14 protein-coding genes are annotated in these 16,053 nt (G+C 72.4%); 13 read left to right on the forward strand and 1 reads right to left on the reverse strand.

Translation table 11 applies throughout. The features are described from left to right. Window positions 1-4 precede the first annotated feature (4 nt). The 9 genes from QOL15_RS06920 to QOL15_RS06960 all read left to right on the forward strand — a co-directional run bounded on the left by QOL15_RS06920 (window position 5) and on the right by QOL15_RS06960 (window position 11,223). A complete protein-coding gene (locus QOL15_RS06920; protein ID WP_071247354.1) occupies window positions 5-1,324 on the forward strand; it encodes a hemolysin family protein in 1,320 nt (439 codons plus the stop codon). Then, window positions 1,321-2,253, forward strand: a complete 933-nt coding sequence (era, locus tag QOL15_RS06925; RefSeq protein WP_065959549.1) for a GTPase Era — start codon at window positions 1,321-1,323, stop codon at window positions 2,251-2,253. The genes QOL15_RS06920 and era overlap by 4 nt, the downstream gene beginning before the upstream one ends. 134 nt (window positions 2,254-2,387) lie before the next feature. Continuing rightward, a complete protein-coding gene (locus tag QOL15_RS06930; protein ID WP_254780287.1) occupies window positions 2,388-3,626 on the forward strand; it encodes a sensor histidine kinase in 1,239 nt (412 codons plus the stop codon). Continuing rightward, window positions 3,623-4,309: a response regulator transcription factor gene (locus QOL15_RS06935; protein ID WP_065959545.1), complete on the forward strand. Its 687-nt coding sequence runs from the start codon at window positions 3,623-3,625 to the stop codon at window positions 4,307-4,309. Before QOL15_RS06930 ends, QOL15_RS06935 begins: the two co-directional genes overlap by 4 nt. A 234-nt stretch (window positions 4,310-4,543) precedes the next feature. Continuing rightward, complete coding sequence (locus tag QOL15_RS06940) at window positions 4,544-5,296, forward strand: ABC transporter ATP-binding protein (RefSeq protein ID WP_065959543.1); 753 nt, start codon at window positions 4,544-4,546, stop codon at window positions 5,294-5,296. Then, window positions 5,293-6,693: an ABC transporter permease gene (locus QOL15_RS06945; protein ID WP_071247350.1), complete on the forward strand. Its 1,401-nt coding sequence runs from the start codon at window positions 5,293-5,295 to the stop codon at window positions 6,691-6,693. Before QOL15_RS06940 ends, QOL15_RS06945 begins: the two co-directional genes overlap by 4 nt. Before the next feature lie 278 nt (window positions 6,694-6,971). Then, a complete protein-coding gene (leuA, locus tag QOL15_RS06950) occupies window positions 6,972-8,747 on the forward strand; it encodes a 2-isopropylmalate synthase (RefSeq protein WP_065959541.1) in 1,776 nt (591 codons plus the stop codon). Window positions 8,748-9,595: 848 nt separating this feature from the next. After that, the gene (recO, locus tag QOL15_RS06955) at window positions 9,596-10,429 is read left to right on the forward strand and encodes a DNA repair protein RecO (RefSeq protein WP_065959537.1); all 834 of its coding nucleotides are present in this window, start codon (window positions 9,596-9,598) and stop codon (window positions 10,427-10,429) included. Then, a complete protein-coding gene (locus QOL15_RS06960; RefSeq protein WP_065959536.1) occupies window positions 10,426-11,223 on the forward strand; it encodes an isoprenyl transferase in 798 nt (265 codons plus the stop codon). Before recO ends, QOL15_RS06960 begins: the two co-directional genes overlap by 4 nt. Before the next feature lie 28 nt (window positions 11,224-11,251). Here the strand turns inward: QOL15_RS06960 and QOL15_RS06965 are convergent, their stop codons facing one another. Further along, window positions 11,252-12,271 carry a LysR substrate-binding domain-containing protein gene (locus tag QOL15_RS06965; RefSeq protein ID WP_071249263.1) on the reverse strand — a complete coding sequence of 340 codons (1,020 nt, stop codon included), beginning with the start codon at window positions 12,269-12,271 and terminating at the stop codon, window positions 11,252-11,254. Window positions 12,272-12,341: 70 nt separating this feature from the next. Between QOL15_RS06965 and QOL15_RS06970 the strand changes: the two genes are divergently transcribed. The 4 genes from QOL15_RS06970 (at window position 12,342) to QOL15_RS06985 (ending at window position 16,051) form a co-directional block, all read left to right on the forward strand. Then, window positions 12,342-13,382, forward strand: coding sequence for an aminotransferase class V-fold PLP-dependent enzyme (locus QOL15_RS06970; protein WP_065959532.1), 1,041 nt, complete (start codon window positions 12,342-12,344; stop codon window positions 13,380-13,382). 252 nt (window positions 13,383-13,634) lie between these two features. After that, complete coding sequence (locus QOL15_RS06975; protein ID WP_065959529.1) at window positions 13,635-15,020, forward strand: glycine--tRNA ligase; 1,386 nt, start codon at window positions 13,635-13,637, stop codon at window positions 15,018-15,020. A gap of 126 nt (window positions 15,021-15,146) precedes the next feature. After that, on the forward strand, window positions 15,147-15,881 hold the full coding sequence (locus QOL15_RS06980; RefSeq protein ID WP_065959522.1) for a DsbA family protein: 735 nt from the start codon (window positions 15,147-15,149) through the stop codon (window positions 15,879-15,881). Further along, the gene (locus QOL15_RS06985; RefSeq protein ID WP_175473108.1) at window positions 15,878-16,051 is read left to right on the forward strand and encodes a hypothetical protein; all 174 of its coding nucleotides are present in this window, start codon (window positions 15,878-15,880) and stop codon (window positions 16,049-16,051) included. Before QOL15_RS06980 ends, QOL15_RS06985 begins: the two co-directional genes overlap by 4 nt. The last annotated feature ends 2 nt before the right edge of the window (window positions 16,052-16,053 follow it).

The raw sequence follows: 16,053 nt of genomic DNA on the forward strand, positions 1-16,053 counted from the left end.
CCTGATGGTGCTCGTCGTCGCCCTGCTCGTGGTGGCGTTCGTGCTCGTCGTGGTCGGGGGGCTCCTCGCCGCGTCCGACGCGGCGCTGTCCGTGCTGTCGCGCGCGGACCTCGACGAGATCGCGCGTGACAGCAAGCACCGTCGTGCGATCGAGGCCGTCGCCGACGACGTGGGCGCGCACGTCAACGCACTCAACTTCGTCCGGGTCCTGGCCGAGACCGCCGCCGCGGTGCTCGTCACGATCGCGCTCGTCACCGTGTTCGACACCTGGTGGGTCGCCCTCGTCGTCTCCGCAGCGATCATGACCGCCGTGTCGTTCGTGCTCGTCGGCTCGAGCCCGCGGAGCGTCGGTCGGGCGCACGCCGAACGGCTCATCGGCACCACCGGCGGGTTCGTCCGGGCGGTCCGCATCGTGCTCGGCCCGCTCGCCGGGCTCCTGGTCGCGATCGGCGACCGGGTGACGCCGGGCCGTGGCGACAGCGCCTCGACGGTCTCGAGCGAGGAGCAGCTGCTCTCGCTCGTCGACGAGGCCACCGAGAGCAACGTCCTCGAACAGGACGACCGCGAGCTCATCCACTCGGTGTTCGAGTTCAGCGACACCCTGGTGCGCGAGGTCATGGTGCCCCGTACCGACATGCTCACCGTGGACGGCGACGACACGCTCGCCGCGGGCATGGAGCAGTTCCTGGTCGCGGGGGTCTCCCGCATGCCCGTCACGGGCAAGGACAGCGACGACGTGCTCGGCGTGCTCTACCTGCGCGACGTGTCCCGTGCCCTCTACGAGCGTCCGGGTGCCGGTCAGGAGCCGGTGACCGGTCTCCTGCGGCCGGCCGAGTTCGTGCCCGACTCGAAGCACGCCGACGACACGTTGCGCCACATGCAGGTCGCCAAGAACCACCTCGTGCTCGTGGTCGACGAGTACGGCGGCGTCGCGGGCCTGGTCACGATGGAGGACCTCATCGAGGAGCTCGTCGGGGACATCTCGGACGAGTACGACCGCGCCGTGGTCGACCGCACCGAGCTCACCCCCGGCACCTGGCGGGTCTCGGCCCGACTCCCGATCGACGAACTCGGCGACCTGTTCGGCGTCGAGCTCGACGACGACGACGTCGACACCGCCGGTGGACTGCTCACCAAGGAACTCGGTCGGCTCCCGGTGCGCGGCGAACAGGTCACCGTGTCCGGCATCGTGCTGACCGCCGACCGGGTCGAGGGCAAACGGCGACACCTGCTCACGGTCCTCGCCGAACGCACCGCCGCACTGCACGACGCCGAGGACGCTCTCGACGTCACGACTCCGACCACGACGGGAACGAACGCATGACCGACACCGAACCGAACGCACCCGAGCGGCCGTACCGCGCCGGGTTCGTGTCCTTCGTCGGCCGACCGAACGTGGGCAAGTCCACGCTGACGAACGCCCTGGTCGGCGAGAAGGTCGCCATCACGTCCTCGAAGCCGCAGACGACCCGCCGCGCGATCCGCGGCATCGTGCACCGGCCCGACGGCCAGGTCATCATCGTCGACACCCCGGGTGTGCACCGTCCCCGGACGCTGCTCGGCGAACGGCTGAACGACCTCGTGCAGTCGACCCTCGGCGACGTCGACGTCATCGGGTTCTGCGTCCCCGCGAACGAGCCGATCGGCCCCGGGGACCGCTGGATCAACGAGTCGCTCGACCAGTACCCGCGCGCGAAGAAGGTCGCGATCGTCACGAAGATCGACCGCACCCCGAAGGACCGCGTCGGCGAACAGCTGCTCGCGGTGTCCCGGCTGCGCGAGTGGGACGCCATCGTGCCGACGTCGGGTACCGAGGGCCTGCAGCTCGAGGCCCTGCTCGGCGAGATCACGTCACTGCTGCCGGAGTCGCCCCAGCTGTACGACTCGACCACGGTGACCGAGGAGACCGACGAGGAACGCATCGGCGAGCTGATCCGCGAGGCCGCGCTCGAGGGCGTCCGCGACGAACTCCCGCACTCGCTCGCGGTCGTCATCGAGGACGTCGTCGAACCGGACGAGGACGACGACCCGGACGGACCGCTCCGCATCTTCGCCAACCTGTTCGTCGAGCGCGACAGCCAGAAGGCGATCGTCATCGGTCGTGGCGGCGAGCGGCTGAAGGACGTCGGGTCGCGTGCCCGGACCGAGATCGAGGCGCTGCTCGGCGGCCGCCACGTGTACCTGAACATCCGGGTCAAGGTCGCCAAGGAGTGGCAGCGCGACCCGAAGCAGCTCGGTCGCCTCGGGTTCTGACGGCCCGCGGGTCGACCACCGTCGGCTCGACACCGGAGGGCGCACCGGCCGGCGGTCGTGACGGTGCCGGTCGACCGCGACGGGTCATCCGCGGGATGGACGCGTCGCGACCGTCCGGGACGTACCGTGGGGTGGTGTTCCGCCCCATGCTCCGCGCGCAGATCGCCACCGACGTGGTGGTGGCGGCGGTCATCGGTGCGTTCTTCCTGGTGACCAGGAGCGACGGGTGGCCCGACGCCGTCTCGACCCTGGTCATCGTCGGGCTGAGCAGTGCCCTGGCGCTCCGGCGACTCGCGCCGGGCCTCGCGCTGGCCGTCGCCTGGGCGGTCGCGGTCCTGCAACTCGTGACCTGGCAACCGCCCGACCCGCTCAACGCCCTGATCGGGGGCGTCACGTACACGACGAGCGCCTACGGGAGCCGACGTGTCCGCCTCGCGGGCCTGGTCTCGGCGATCAGCGGTTCGTTCATCGCAGCGGGCTACACCGCGCTCCAGGACCTGCGGACGTTGGAGGACTCGGGTCGCGACGCGCGGCTCCCCGGGCAGGAGCTCCAGCTGGTCCTCGGCGTGTTCGCGGCGGTCCTGCTCGTGCTGCTCCTGCCGTGGCTCGCGGGGCTCGTCCGGCGCGCGCGACAGGCAGCCAGCATGAGCCGCGAGGCGCTCCTCCTCGCCGAGCGCGATGCCGCTCGCGCCGACCGTGCCGTCGCCGTCGAGCAGGAACGCGTCCGCATCGCCCGCGACATGCACGACATCGTGGCCCACTCGCTCGCGGTCGTCATCGCCCAGGCAGACGGTGCCCGGTACGCCCTGAAGGCCGACCCCGCGATCGCCGACCAGGCCCTCAGCACGATCTCGAGCACCGCACGGAGTGCACTGGGCGACGTCCGCGAGCTGCTCGGCGCCCTGCGGCACGAGCAGGGGACCGCGCCGATGCCGGCGATCGACGACCTCGACCAGCTGGTCACGAGCATGCGCGACGTCGGACTCGACGTGCGCGTCGACCGTGAGGGTGACCCGGCCGGGTTGCCCACCACGACCCAGCTCGCGGTGTACCGGATCATCCAGGAGAGCCTGACGAACGCGTGGAAGCACGGCGAGCCGGGCGCGCCCGTGCACGCCGCCCTGACCTACCGTCCGGACACCGTCGAGATCACCGTCGTCAACCGCCGCGCGCAGGACGGCGCGAGCGGCCCGGGCACCGGGCACGGACTCGTCGGCATGCGCGAGCGCGCCGTGATGACCGGCGGCTCGATGACCGCCGGCCCCCGTGGCGACGACTTCACCGTGGCCGTCCGGATGCCGACGGTCCCCGCGAGCGGCCAGGTGCCGCGCGGACGCATCACCCCGACCGAGCAGGAGCACACCCGCCGATGACCTCCACCCCGCCGACCGCCCGCATCCGGGTCGCACTCGTCGACGACCAGGCGTTGTTCCGCACCGGGATCCGCATGCTCATCGACTCGCAGCCCGACCTGCAGTTCGTCGGCGAGGCCGGTGACGGCGCGGAGGGTGTCGAACTCGTCCGGCGCTCCCGCGCGGACGTCGTGCTCATGGACGTGCGCATGCCGGTCATGGACGGCATCACCGCGACCGCGCAGATCGTCGAACAGGGCGGCGCCGACGCGACCAAGGTGCTCGTGCTCACCACCTTCGACTTCGACGAGGCGGCCGCGAAGGCGATCCGGGCCGGCGCGAGTGGCTTCGTGCTCAAGGACGCGGACCCGGAGTTCCTCCTCGCGGCCGTCCGGACCGTGCACGCCGGTACCGCGGTGTTCGCCGCGTCGGCGACCCGGGAGCTCCTGCGACGGTACGAGGACCCCACCGCCCACGCGGTCCCGGTCCCGGCTGCCTTCGCGGAGCTGACGCCGCGCGAGCGGGAGATCTTCGACCTCGCGGCACGGGGGTTCAGCAACAGCGAGATCGCCCAGCACGAGTACGTGAGCGAGGCGACGGTCAAGACGCACATCTCGCGGGTGCTCACGAAGCTCGACCTGCGGGACCGCGTCCGGCTCGTCGTGTTCGCCCACGAGCACGGTCTGGTGCCGAAGGCCGACTGACCGGGCGACGGGCCGGACGGACGGCGGGCCGACGGTCCGAGGTGTCCCCGCGCAGATCGGCTGCCGGCTGCCGGCTGCCCGGCTGCCCGGCTGCCCGGCTGCCCGGCTGCCCGGCTGACGGACGGTCGGTCCTCCGATCGGATGACTCCTGCACACCAGACCGAGCCGAGCGGACCATCCACAGGAGCCGTCGGGCCGACGCGGGACGGGCCTCCCGGTCGCGATCCTGGGTGCATGACCACGACGCAGAAACCGATCATCAGACTGGACCACGTCTCGAAGCACTACGGGGACACGTCCCGGCGCGTGACGGCGCTCGACGACGTCAGCGTGGACATCGGGGCCGGTGAGTTCACGGCGGTCATGGGGCCGTCCGGTTCGGGCAAGTCGACCCTCATGCACGTCGCCGCGGGCCTCGACGCGGTGTCGTCGGGACGCATCCAGATCGACGGTGTCGAGATCACCGGGCTCGCCGACCGCGAGCTCACCGAACTCCGGCGTCGACGACTCGGTTTCGTGTTCCAGTCCTTCAACCTCGTGCCGACGCTCGACGTCGGCGAGAACATCCGGCTCCCGTTCCTGCTCGGCGGCGGGGCTCCCAGTGCCGACGAACGCGCCTGGATCGACCGGCTCGTCGACAGGCTGGGACTGAGCGACCGGCTGACGCACCGCCCCCACCAGCTCTCCGGCGGACAGCAGCAGCGCGTGGCGATCGCGCGCGCGCTCGCCTCGCGTCCCGCGGTGGTCGTCGCCGACGAACCGACGGGCGCACTCGACTCGCGCACCGGTCGCGACGTGCTCGCGATCCTGCGTGGAGCGGTGCAGGAGTGGGGGCAGAGCGTCGTCATGGTGACGCACGACCCGACCGCTGCGGCCAACGCCGACCGGATCCTCTTCCTGGCCGACGGCCGGATCGTCGACGACCGTCCTGCGATGACGGCCACCGAGATCTCCGCCACGATGCTCGGGATGGAGGCCGCAGCGTGAGCGGGCTCCGCTCCTTCGCACCGACGGTCCTCGTCGCCGCCCTCGGCACGACCTTCGGGTCGGCGCTCGTGATCGCCCCGGGCATCGTCACCGAGGCGCTCGCCACGACCGGGTTCGGCGACCTCGGGGCGATCCGCGCGATCCTGTCCGTCCTCGGGTGGCTGTTCCTCGCGATCGCGCTGTACGTCGGCGCCGTCGTCACGGCCAACACCTGCGCCACGATCATCGCCGGGCAGACCCGGATCCTGGCGCTGCAACGGCTCATCGGTGCGACCGGCGCGTCGCTCCGGGCACGGATCACCCGGACCGGGTTGCTCGTCGGTGTCGTCGGCGCGGCGATCGGTGTCGTCGTGGGGACCGGCCTCTCCGCGCTCTTCGTCGTCGCCCTGCGGGGGAACGGCTTCCTGCCGGACACGACGTACACGCTCGTCCCGGTCGAGCTCGTCCTGCCGGCGGTCGCCGTCGTGCTCGCGACCTGGGGCGCCTTCGCTGCCGGCTCCCGCCGGGTGCTCCGCGTGACCCCGCTGCAGGCGCTGTCGGAGGACGTCGAACCCACCCATGAGGACGTCCGCTCCGGCAAGGCCCGCACCGTGTGGGCGATCGTGCTGGTCGCCGCCGGGGTCCTGCTCATGCTGGTCGGCTTGGCGTTCAGCCCGGTGTCGCCGTCCGCCGTCCTCCCGGCGGCGCTCGGTGGGTTCGTGTCCTTCGCCGGCATCAGCGTCGGCGCTGCCGTCGTGATGCCGCCCGTCCTGCAGCTCATCGGTCGGATCGGGTCGTCGGACCCGGTCGTGCTCCTCGCCGGACGGAACGCGATGCGTGCGCCCGCACGGTCGTCGCGCGCCACGATCGGCCTCGTCATCGGCGTCACGCTGCTGGTGACGTTCGCCGTCGCGTTCGGGATCATGGAGCAGGTGCTGACCCAGCAGCTCGTCGCGATGGACGACGGATCGATGACGCCCGCGATGCTCGACGCGCAGCGGGGCTTCTTCGCCCAGGTGAACGCCGTGGTCGACGTGGTCGTCGGGTTCTCCGCGGTGATCGCAGCCGTCGGTGTCGTGAACGCCCTGGCGTTGAGCGTGATGCAGCGGCGACGAGAGCTCGGACTGCTGCGGGTGCTCGGTCTGACGGGTGCCCAGGTCCGCCGGATGATCGTGACCGAGGCCGTGCAGATGGTCACGGCTGCGGTGGTCACGGGCCTCGTGCTCGGCACCTGCTACGGATGGGTCGGCGGGCAGACGATGCTCGGGTCGATCGGTCGCGTCGTCACCCCGGTCCTGCCGCTCGGTACCGTCGGGGCGGTCGTCCTCGGTGCACTGGTCCTCGCGGTCGTCGCGACCGTGGCGCCGGTGCGGCGTGCCGTCCGCGTGTCGCCGACGCAGGCGCTCGCCGTCGACTGACCCGCGCCGTCGCGCCGGACGCCGCTCGCGGACCGCCGCCGGTCCCGACGGACACCGGAGGGCTGGGCGGGCGGCGTCCGCCGCTCACCGTCACGCACTTGCACCGTGCTGGTGTACCAGTGCTACGGTGGCAGCGATGTACTCGGCGCTCCTCCTCCTTCGCTGCCGCGACGAGGCCTGACACTCGGCCCACCTCGTCGCGGAGTCCGTCGTGGCCACCCACCAGCACCGACCAGGTGCAGCGCCCACCGTGGCGTGACGACGAAAGCGACCAGACGATGCAGAACACGCAGCGCCCCTCCGGGATGCCGATCCACAAGTACGTCCCGTTCCACGATCAGATCCGTGTCGACCTGCCCGACCGCACCTGGCCGACGAAGCGCATCGACCGGGCACCTCGGTGGTGCGCGGTCGACCTGCGCGACGGCAACCAGGCCCTGATCGACCCGATGGACGCCGAGCGCAAGCGGGCGATGTTCGACCTGCTCGTCCGCATGGGCTACAAGGAGATCGAGGTCGGGTTCCCGAGTGCCTCGCAGACCGACTTCGACTTCGTCCGCAGCCTGATCGACGACGGCGCCATCCCGGACGACGTGACGATCCAGGTCCTGACCCAGGCGCGTGAGCACCTCATCGACCGCACGTACGAGGCGATCGACGGCGCGAAGCAGGCCATCGTGCACCTGTACAACTCGACCTCGGTCGTGCAGCGCGAGGTCGTCTTCCGCACCGACGTCCAGGGTGTGGTGGACATCGCGGTGGCCGGGGCGCACATGTGCAAGGCGGCCGAGGCGCGGTTGCAGCACGACACCACGATCTACTACGAGTACTCGCCGGAGTCCTACACGGGCACCGAACTCGAGGTCGCCGTGCAGATCTGCAACGCCGTGCTCGAGGTGTTCGAGCCGACCCCGGAGCGCAAGGTCATCATCAACCTGCCCGCCACGGTCGAGATGGCGACGCCGAACGTCTACGCCGACTCGATCGAGTGGATGTCCCGGAACCTGGCGCACCGCGAGGACGTCATCCTCTCGCTGCACCCGCACAACGACCGTGGCACCGCGGTGGCCGCAGCGGAGCTCGGCTACATGGCCGGTGCCGACCGCATCGAGGGCTGCCTGTTCGGCAACGGGGAGCGGACCGGCAACGTCGACCTCGTCGCCCTCGGCATGAACCTGTTCACCCAGGGCATCGACCCCGAGGTCGACTTCAGCGACATCGACCAGGTCAAGCGCACGGTCGAGTACTGCAACCAGCTGCCCGTCCCCGAGCGCCAGCCCTGGGCCGGCGACCTGGTCTACACGGCGTTCAGCGGCTCGCACCAGGACGCCATCAAGAAGGGCTTCGACGCGATGCAGGCGAAGGCCGCGGCCGCCGGCACGACCGTCGACGAGATCGCCTGGGCGGTCCCGTACCTGCCGGTCGACCCGAAGGACATCGGGCGGTCGTACGAGGCCGTCATCCGCGTCAACTCGCAGTCCGGCAAGGGTGGCGTCGCGTACCTGCTCAAGACCGACCACGCGATCGACCTGCCCCGCAAGCTGCAGATCGAGTTCTCGGGCGTCGTGCAGCAGCGCACCGACACCGAGGGTGGCGAGTTCTCGTCCGAGCGCATCTGGGACCTGTTCCGCGACGAGTACCTGCCCGCCGACGACGAGTCGGACAAGTGGGGTCGCTACGAGATCACGAAGACCGCCACGTCGAGCGACTTCGACGGCACGACGAAGCTCTCGGTCGCGATGCGCGTCGACGAGGGCTCCGTGACGTCGGACGCCGTCGGAACCGGTCCGGTCGACGCGTTCCTGACGGTGATGCGCGGCCAGGGCGTCGACGTGACCCTCTACGACTACTCAGAGCACACGATGAGCGCCTCGGGCGACGCGAAGGCCGCGGCCTACGTCGAGCTCGACGTCGACGGCACGCGGCTCTGGGGTGTCGGGATCGACGCCGACATCGCGACGGCGTCGCTCAAGGCGATCGTGTCCGCGGTGAACCGCGCGGTGCGCGCAGGGGCGGCGTCCGGCTCGCCCACTCCGGAGCTCGTCTCCGCCTAGTCGCGGTCGCGACCACCGGACGGGAGGCGCGGTGCGGGTCCGTCCCGCACCGCGCCTCCCGTCCGTCCCGCTTCCCCGCCGCGCTCGGTGGCGGCTCGGTGCCGGCTCGGATCGCGGTCGAGCGGGCGAGATGTGGCACGTTCGGTGCCCTCCGGCGACCTGTTCCGCTCGTTGGGTGGGACGCGTACGGCGTGTCCTGCCCGCTCGGGCCGGCCGACGGCGCGGGGAGCGGACCGACGGCGCCGGGCGCGGATCGGCGTCGAGCGGGCGAGATGTGGCACGTTCGGTGCCTTCCGGCGACGTGTTCCGCACGTTGGGTGGGACGCGTACGGCGTGTCCTGCCCGCTCGGGCCGGCCGCCGGCGCGGGGAGCGGACCGACGGCGCCGGGTGCGGATCGGTGTCGAGTGGGCGAGATGTGTCACGTTCGGTGCCTTCCGGCGACGTGTTCCGCTCGATGGGCGGCACGCGCACGGCGTGTCCTGCCCGCTCGGGCCGGCCGACGGCGCGGGGAGCGGACCGACGGCGCCGGGCGCGGATCGGCGTCGAGCGGGCGAGATCTGTCACGTTCGGTGCCTTCCGGCGACGTGTTCCGCTCGTTGGGTGGGACGCGCACGGCGTGTCCTGCCCGCTCGGCTCGGACCGTCGGCGCGGATCCCAGCACTGGCACTGGCACTGGCACTGGCACTGGCACTGGCACTGGCACTGGCACTGGCGCCGGCGCCGGCACCGGCACCGCCCATCGGCACCGGCACCGGCACCGGCACCGCCCATCGGCACCGGCACCGGCACCGGCACTGACGACCCTGCGGCAGTCGGCGGTGTCGGCGGCCCGGGGGATACTGGTGCGATGCCGCTGTACCGGGACGAGTGCGTCGTGCTGCGCACCCACAAGCTCGGCGAGGCCGACCGCATCGTGACGATGCTGTCCCGCCAGCACGGCAAGATCCGTGCCGTGGCGAAGGGCGTCCGCCGGACCGCCTCGAAGTTCGGCTCCCGCCTCGAACCCTTCATGGTCGTCGACGCGCAGTTCTACGAGGGACGGTCGCTCGACATCGTCACGCAGGCGGAGTCGCTCGGGTCGTACGGCGCGCAGATCGTCGCGGACTACGGCGCGTACACGGCCGCGAGCGCCATGGTCGAGACCGCCGACCGGTTGAGCGAGGCGGACGCCGGGCTGCAGCAGTACCTCCTGCTCGTCGGTGCGCTGCGCTCGCTGTCCCGTCGGGAGCACGTGACGAGCGCCACCCTCGACTCCTACCTGCTCCGCGCGATGAGCATCGCGGGCTGGGCACCGTCCTTCGGGGACTGCGCGGTCACGGGCGAGCCCGGTCCGCACACGGCGTTCGTCGTACAGCTCGGCGGGGTCGTCGCCGACCGTGCGGCACCGCCCGGGACCCCGCGGCTCGACACCGACACGCTCGGCCTGCTCGGCGCCCTGCTCGCGGGGGACTGGGCGACGGTGGACGCCTCGGACGAGCGGACGCGCTCCCGTGCCTCCGGCGTGGTGGCGGCGTACGCCCAGTGGCACCTGGAACGATCGCTGCGGTCGTTGCCGCACGTCGACCGGACGGAGCACCCCGCGCCGCTCGCCCCGACGCCCGGAGGTGTCCCGGCAGCGGTGGCCGCGACCCCGGCGCCCGCCGTGCCCCTCCAGTCCGATCCCGAAGGAGCCCCTGCATGAGCCCTCGCCGGTCCGCCGAGCCCGTGGTGATGAAGCCCGTCGACTGGACGGGGGAGCAGCCGCCCGCGATCCCGGCACAGTTCGTGCCCGAGCACGTCGCGATCGTGATGGACGGTAACGGCCGGTGGGCGAACCAGCGCGGACTCACACGCGTCGAGGGGCACAAGGCGGGCGAGGCGTCGCTGCTCGACGTCGTCGCCGGGGCGATCCAGATCGGTGTCAAGCACGTGTCGGCCTACGCCTTCTCGACCGAGAACTGGAAGCGCTCACCCGAGGAGGTCCGCTTCCTGATGGGCTTCAACCGCGACGTGATCCACCGTCGCCGCGACCAGCTGCACGCGTGGGGCGTCCGCGTGCGGTGGGCCGGCCGACGGCCCCGGCTGTGGCGGTCGGTCATCGACGAACTGCAGACCGCCGAGCGGTTGACCGCCGACAACGACGTGTGCACCCTGACGATGTGCGTCAACTACGGCGGTCGGAACGAGATCGTCGACGCGGTCCGGGGCATGGCCGAGGACGTCGCCGCCGGTCGGCTGAAGCCGAACCAGGTGACCGAGAAGACCCTGGCGAAGCGGCTCTACGTGCCCGAGCTGCCCGACGTGGACCTGTTCCTCCGGAGCTCGGGGGAGCAGCGGACGTCGAACTTCATGCTGTGGCAGTCGGCGTACGCCGAGATGGTGTTCCTCGACCGGCTCTGGCCGGACTTCCGGCGCACCGACCTGTGGGGAGCGATCGAGGAGTACGCGAGCCGCGACCGGCGCTACGGCGGCGCGGTGGACACCCCGACCGCCTGACCGTCCGGGGACCCGGACGTCCCCCGCGTCAGCCGAGCACGCCGGCGGCGGCCCGGGCAGCGGCGATCGCGACCGCGGTGCTCGGCACCCGCTCCGCACCGCGGGCGACGACGACCTCGACCCGCCGGGCCAGGTCCGGGTCGACCGCGCGGACCTCGACGGTCGCGGGGACGACGGTCGTCGCGAGGGCGAGCCGGGGCAGGAGCGCGACGCCCAGCCCGGCGGCGACCATGCCGACGACGGCCGCGGCGTTGTCGGTCTCGAGGACGATGTCCGGCGAGAACCCCGCGGCGGCGCACGAGGCGAGCAGGTGCCCGCGGCAGCGTGGGCAGCCGCCGATCCAGCGTTCCTCGCGCAGACCCGCCAGGTCGACGAGGCCGGCACCGGCACCGGCACCGGCGGCACCGTCACCGGCACCGGCACCGGCACCGGCGGCACTGTCACCGTCACCGGCACCGGCACCGGCACCGGCACCGTCCCCGTCCCCGTCCCCGTCCCCGTCCCCGGCGGCCCGGTAGCGCACGAGCACGAGCGGGTCCTGCCCGAGCCCGTGCACCTGCAGCGCCGGGTCCGGCACGACGGCGTCCCCGTCGTGCGTGAAGGTCAGCGCCACGTCGACGTGCCCCGCCCGCAGCAGGTCGAGTGCCTCGGGCGGCTCCGCCTCGACGTACGAGGTGGCGATCCCCGGGGTCTCTGCGGCCATCCGCGCGAGCACGGCCGGCACGAGCGTGGACGAGGCGCTCGGGAAGCCCGCGAGCCGAACCCGTCCGCGTGCGAGTCCGTCCACGGCGTCGAGGTCCTCCTGCGCCGCGGCGAGGGCGGCGTCGACGTGCAGGGCGTGCGCGGCGAGGATCCGCCCGGCCTCGGTGAGCACGGCTGCGCGTCCGCCGGCGCGCAGCACGAGGGTCTGCCCGAGCCGCCGCTCCGCACGGCCGAGCAGCTGGCTGAGCGCCGGTTGGCTGTACCCGAGTTCGGCCGCGGCCCCGGTGATCGACCCGGTGCGACCGACGGCGTGCAGGACGCGGAGCAGATGAGGGTCGACGGTCATCACGTCATCGTATGGGACCGACAAGGAACCTGGTCTGGTGTGATGACGTCGGCGGACCGATCCTCGGAGCATGGACTCCTTCGTCGACGGTCGCCGGTACCTCGCCGCCTGCACGGCCGGCCTCCCGACCCACGGGACGCTCCGGGCGATGCGCGCCGACCTCGACGCATGGTCCCGGGCCGAGACCGGTCCCGCGGCGTACGGCGACCTCGTCGAGGAGGGGCGCGCGCTCTTCGCCGGACTCGTCGGCGTCGGGGCCGACCGGGTCGCGACGGGCTCCCAGGCCTCGGCGATGACCGCCGTGGTCGCGGCCTCGGTGCCCGACGGCGCCGAGGTGCTCGTCCCCGACGGCGACTTCAGCTCGATCGTCTTCCCCTTCCTGCAGCAGGAGCACCGGGGCGTCCGGGTCCGCAGCGTCCCGCTCGACACCCTGCCCGAGGCGGTCGACGAGCGCACGGCGCTCGTCGCGTGGTCGCACGTGCAGTCCGCCACCGGTGCGCTCGCCCCCTCGGCGGCGATCGTCGAGGCCGCCCGCGCGGTCGGCGCCCGCACGCTCTGCGACCTCACCCAGGCCGCGGGTGTCCTGCCGGTCGACGCCTCGCCGTACGACGTCACCGTGACGCACGCCTACAAGTGGCTCTGCGCGCCGCGGGGCGTGGCCTTCATGACCGTCTCGGACCGCGCGCTCGACGAGCTCCGACCGGTGCAGGCCGGCTGGTACGCCGGCGCCGACGTGTGGTCGTCCTGCTACGGCCCGACCATGCGCCTCGCCGAGGACGCCCGTCGCTTCGACGTCTCGCCGGCCTGGCAGGCCTGGCCCGGCGCGGTCGCCGCGCTCCGGCACGTCGCCTCGCTCGACCCGGTCGCGGCCTGGCGGCACGCGACGTCCCTGACGGACCGGCTCTGCGACGCCCTCGGTGCTCCCCGCCAGGGCCGGGCGATCGCGACGTTCCCCGACGCCGACGGTGCGCAGCTCGCGGCCCTCGGTGCCGCCGGCATCACGGCGTCCGGCCGCGCCGGCCGCGTCCGGCTCGCGTTCCACCACTGGAACGACGAGCGCGACGCCGACGAGGTGGCCGAGGTGATCGCGGCCGTCCGACCGGCGGGCTGACACCGGACGGGAGGCCCGTGGCGGCCCCGCACCGCGCCTCCCGTCCGCCCCGTGGTCACCGTGCGGTGCGTGCCGGGCCCGCGCCGCGCCTCCCGTCCGCCCCGTGGTCACCGTGCGGTGGATGCCGGAGCCGCGCCGCGCCTCCCGTCCCGACCGGCGGTGCCGGCGACCGCGCCGCCCTGCGGGGCCGCTACGCTTGCCCGGTACCGTTCCCGCACCGGGCACCCAGTCCGGCGACCACAGGAGTCCCTCTTGGCACCGTCCTCCCGTCTCGACAGCGTCATCGCCCTGGCCAAGGGCCGCGGCTTCGTGTTCCAGTCGGGGGAGATCTACGGTGGATCCCGCTCCGCGTGGGACTACGGGCCCCTCGGTGTCGAGCTCAAGGAGAACATCAAGCGCCAGTGGTGGCAGCGGTTCGTCCGCGGCCGTGGTGACATGGTCGGCCTCGACTCCGCCGTGATCCTGCCCCGCAAGGTGTGGGAGGCCTCCGGCCACGTCGCGACCTTCACCGACCCGCTCGTCGAGTGCCTGCACTGCCACCACCGCTTCCGCGAGGACCACCTCGTCGAGGCCTTCGTCGCGAAGAAGGACCGCCAGCCCGAGGGCGGCATGGCCGAGATCGCCTGCCCGAACTGCGGCACCCGCGGCGAGTGGACCGAGCCCCGTGAGTTCTCCGGGATGCTCAAGACCTACCTCGGCCCGGTCGAGTCCGAGGAGGGCCTGAACTTCCTCCGCCCGGAGACCGCGCAGGGCATCTTCGTGGACTTCGCGCAGGTCGTGACGACCAGCCGCATGAAGCCCCCGTTCGGCATCGGCCAGGTCGGCAAGGCGTTCCGCAACGAGATCACGCCCGGCAACTTCATCTTCCGCACGCGTGAGTTCGAGCAGATGGAGATCGAGTACTTCGTCCCGCCGGCCTCGGTCGGGGAGCACTACGAGCAGTGGATCGCCGACTCGGTCGCGTTCTTCACCGACCTCGGCATCGACCCGGAGAACCTGCGACGCTTCGACGTCCCGGACGGCGAGCGGGCGCACTACTCCGACGCGACCGCCGACATCGAGTACCGCTTCGGGTTCGCCGGCTCCGAGTGGGGCGAGCTCATGGGCGTCGCGAACCGCACCGACTTCGACCTGAACAACCACATCGAGGCCTCCGGCAAGGACCTGCGGTTCTTCGACCAGGCCGCGAACGAGAAGTACGTGCCGTACGTCATCGAGCCGTCGTTCGGCCTGACGCGAGCGCTCATGGCGTTCCTGCTCGACGCCTACCACGAGGACGAGGCCCCGAACGCGAAGGGCGGCGTCGACAAGCGCACCGTCCTGCGCCTCGACCCGCGCCTCGCGCCGGTCAAGGCCGCGGTCCTGCCGCTGTCCCGCAACGAGCAGCTCTCCCCGGTCGCGCGCGGCCTGGCCGACGACCTCCGCAAGCACTGGAACGTCGACTTCGACGACGCCGGTGCGATCGGTCGTCGCTACCGTCGCCACGACGAGATCGGCACGCCGTTCTGCATCACGGTCGACTTCGACACGCTCGACGACAAGGCCGTGACCGTGCGCGAGCGAGACACCATGGCGCAGGAGCGCGTGGCGCTCGACCAGCTGCAGGGCTACCTGGCGCAGCGTCTGCTCGGCGCGTAGCACCGAACCGGAGCGTCCGCTCGGCGCCCAGCACCGAACCGGAGCGTCCGCTCGGCGCCCAGCACCGACCGACACACGCGGCCGTGCCCCCGGGAATGCCCGGGGCGCGGCCGCGTTGTCGTCGGCGTGAACACTCCTGTGAAGGTGGACGTCTGGTCTGACATCGCCTGCCCCTGGTGCTACATCGGCAAGCGGAAGTTCGAGGCCGGCGTCGCCGCGTTCGATGCGTCCGACGACACCCCCGCGGTCGAGGTCGAGTACCACTCCTTCGAGCTGAGCCCGGACACCCCCGTCGACTTCGAGGGCACCGAGGCCGAGTTCCTGTCCGGCCACAAGGGCATGCCCGTCGAGCAGGCCCAGCAGATGCTCGACCACGTCGCCGGCATCGCCGCTTCGGTCGGGCTGTCGTACGACTTCGAGCGGATGCACCACACGAACACCGTGAAGGCGCACCAGGTCATCCACCTCGCGAAGCAGCACGGCAAGCAGCTCGAGATGGTCGAGCGCCTGTTCACCGCCTACTTCGAGCGCGGCGAGCACGTCGGGCAGGACGAGTCGCTGGCCGACCTCGGCGCGTCGATCGGGTTGGACCGCGACGAGGTCCTGGCGACCCTGCGCGACGACGCCCAGCTCGCCGCGGTGCGCGCGGACCAGGAACAGGCCCGCGCCTACGGCATCAACGGGGTGCCGTTCTTCGTCGTCGACGGCAAGTACGGCGTCTCCGGGGCGCAGGACCCGCAGGCGTTCGAGCAGGTGCTCCGGCAGGTCGTGGCACTCCGCGAGACCACGCCCGAGGAGATCGCCGAGCAGCAGCAGCGTGCCGCGGACGACGCGGCAGCGGACGCGGCGGTGACCCGGTGACGGCCGTGACGGCGGCCGGCGGGGCCGGGGCGCGCCTCCAGGCCGGCGACGGGGCGGAGGCGCGACCCGCGCTGCTCACGCTCGTACCGTCCGGCGGTGCGCCGGTGTGCGAGGGCGACAGCTGCTTCGTGCCCGGCGCCGAGGGCGACTGGGCCGAGGTTCCGGACTGACA

Origin of the sequence: Curtobacterium sp. MCBA15_012, assembly GCF_001864935.2 — a bacterium.
In the GTDB taxonomy this organism is placed as follows: Bacteria; Actinomycetota; Actinomycetes; order Actinomycetales; family Microbacteriaceae; genus Curtobacterium.

Coding starts and splice junctions, on each gene's coding strand:
- era (WP_065959549.1), top strand. CDS start 1,321: ATGACCGACACCGAACCGAACGCACCCGAGCGGCCGTACCGCGCCGGG.
- QOL15_RS06940 (WP_065959543.1), top strand. CDS start 4,544: ATGACCACGACGCAGAAACCGATCATCAGACTGGACCACGTCTCGAAG.
- QOL15_RS06970 (WP_065959532.1), top strand. CDS start 12,342: ATGGACTCCTTCGTCGACGGTCGCCGGTACCTCGCCGCCTGCACGGCC.
- QOL15_RS06935 (WP_065959545.1), top strand. CDS start 3,623: ATGACCTCCACCCCGCCGACCGCCCGCATCCGGGTCGCACTCGTCGAC.
- QOL15_RS06965 (WP_071249263.1), bottom strand. CDS start 12,271: ATGACCGTCGACCCTCATCTGCTCCGCGTCCTGCACGCCGTCGGTCGC.
- leuA (WP_065959541.1), top strand. CDS start 6,972: ATGCAGAACACGCAGCGCCCCTCCGGGATGCCGATCCACAAGTACGTC.
- QOL15_RS06920 (WP_071247354.1), top strand. CDS start 5: ATGGTGCTCGTCGTCGCCCTGCTCGTGGTGGCGTTCGTGCTCGTCGTG.
- QOL15_RS06960 (WP_065959536.1), top strand. CDS start 10,426: ATGAGCCCTCGCCGGTCCGCCGAGCCCGTGGTGATGAAGCCCGTCGAC.
- recO (WP_065959537.1), top strand. CDS start 9,596: ATGCCGCTGTACCGGGACGAGTGCGTCGTGCTGCGCACCCACAAGCTC.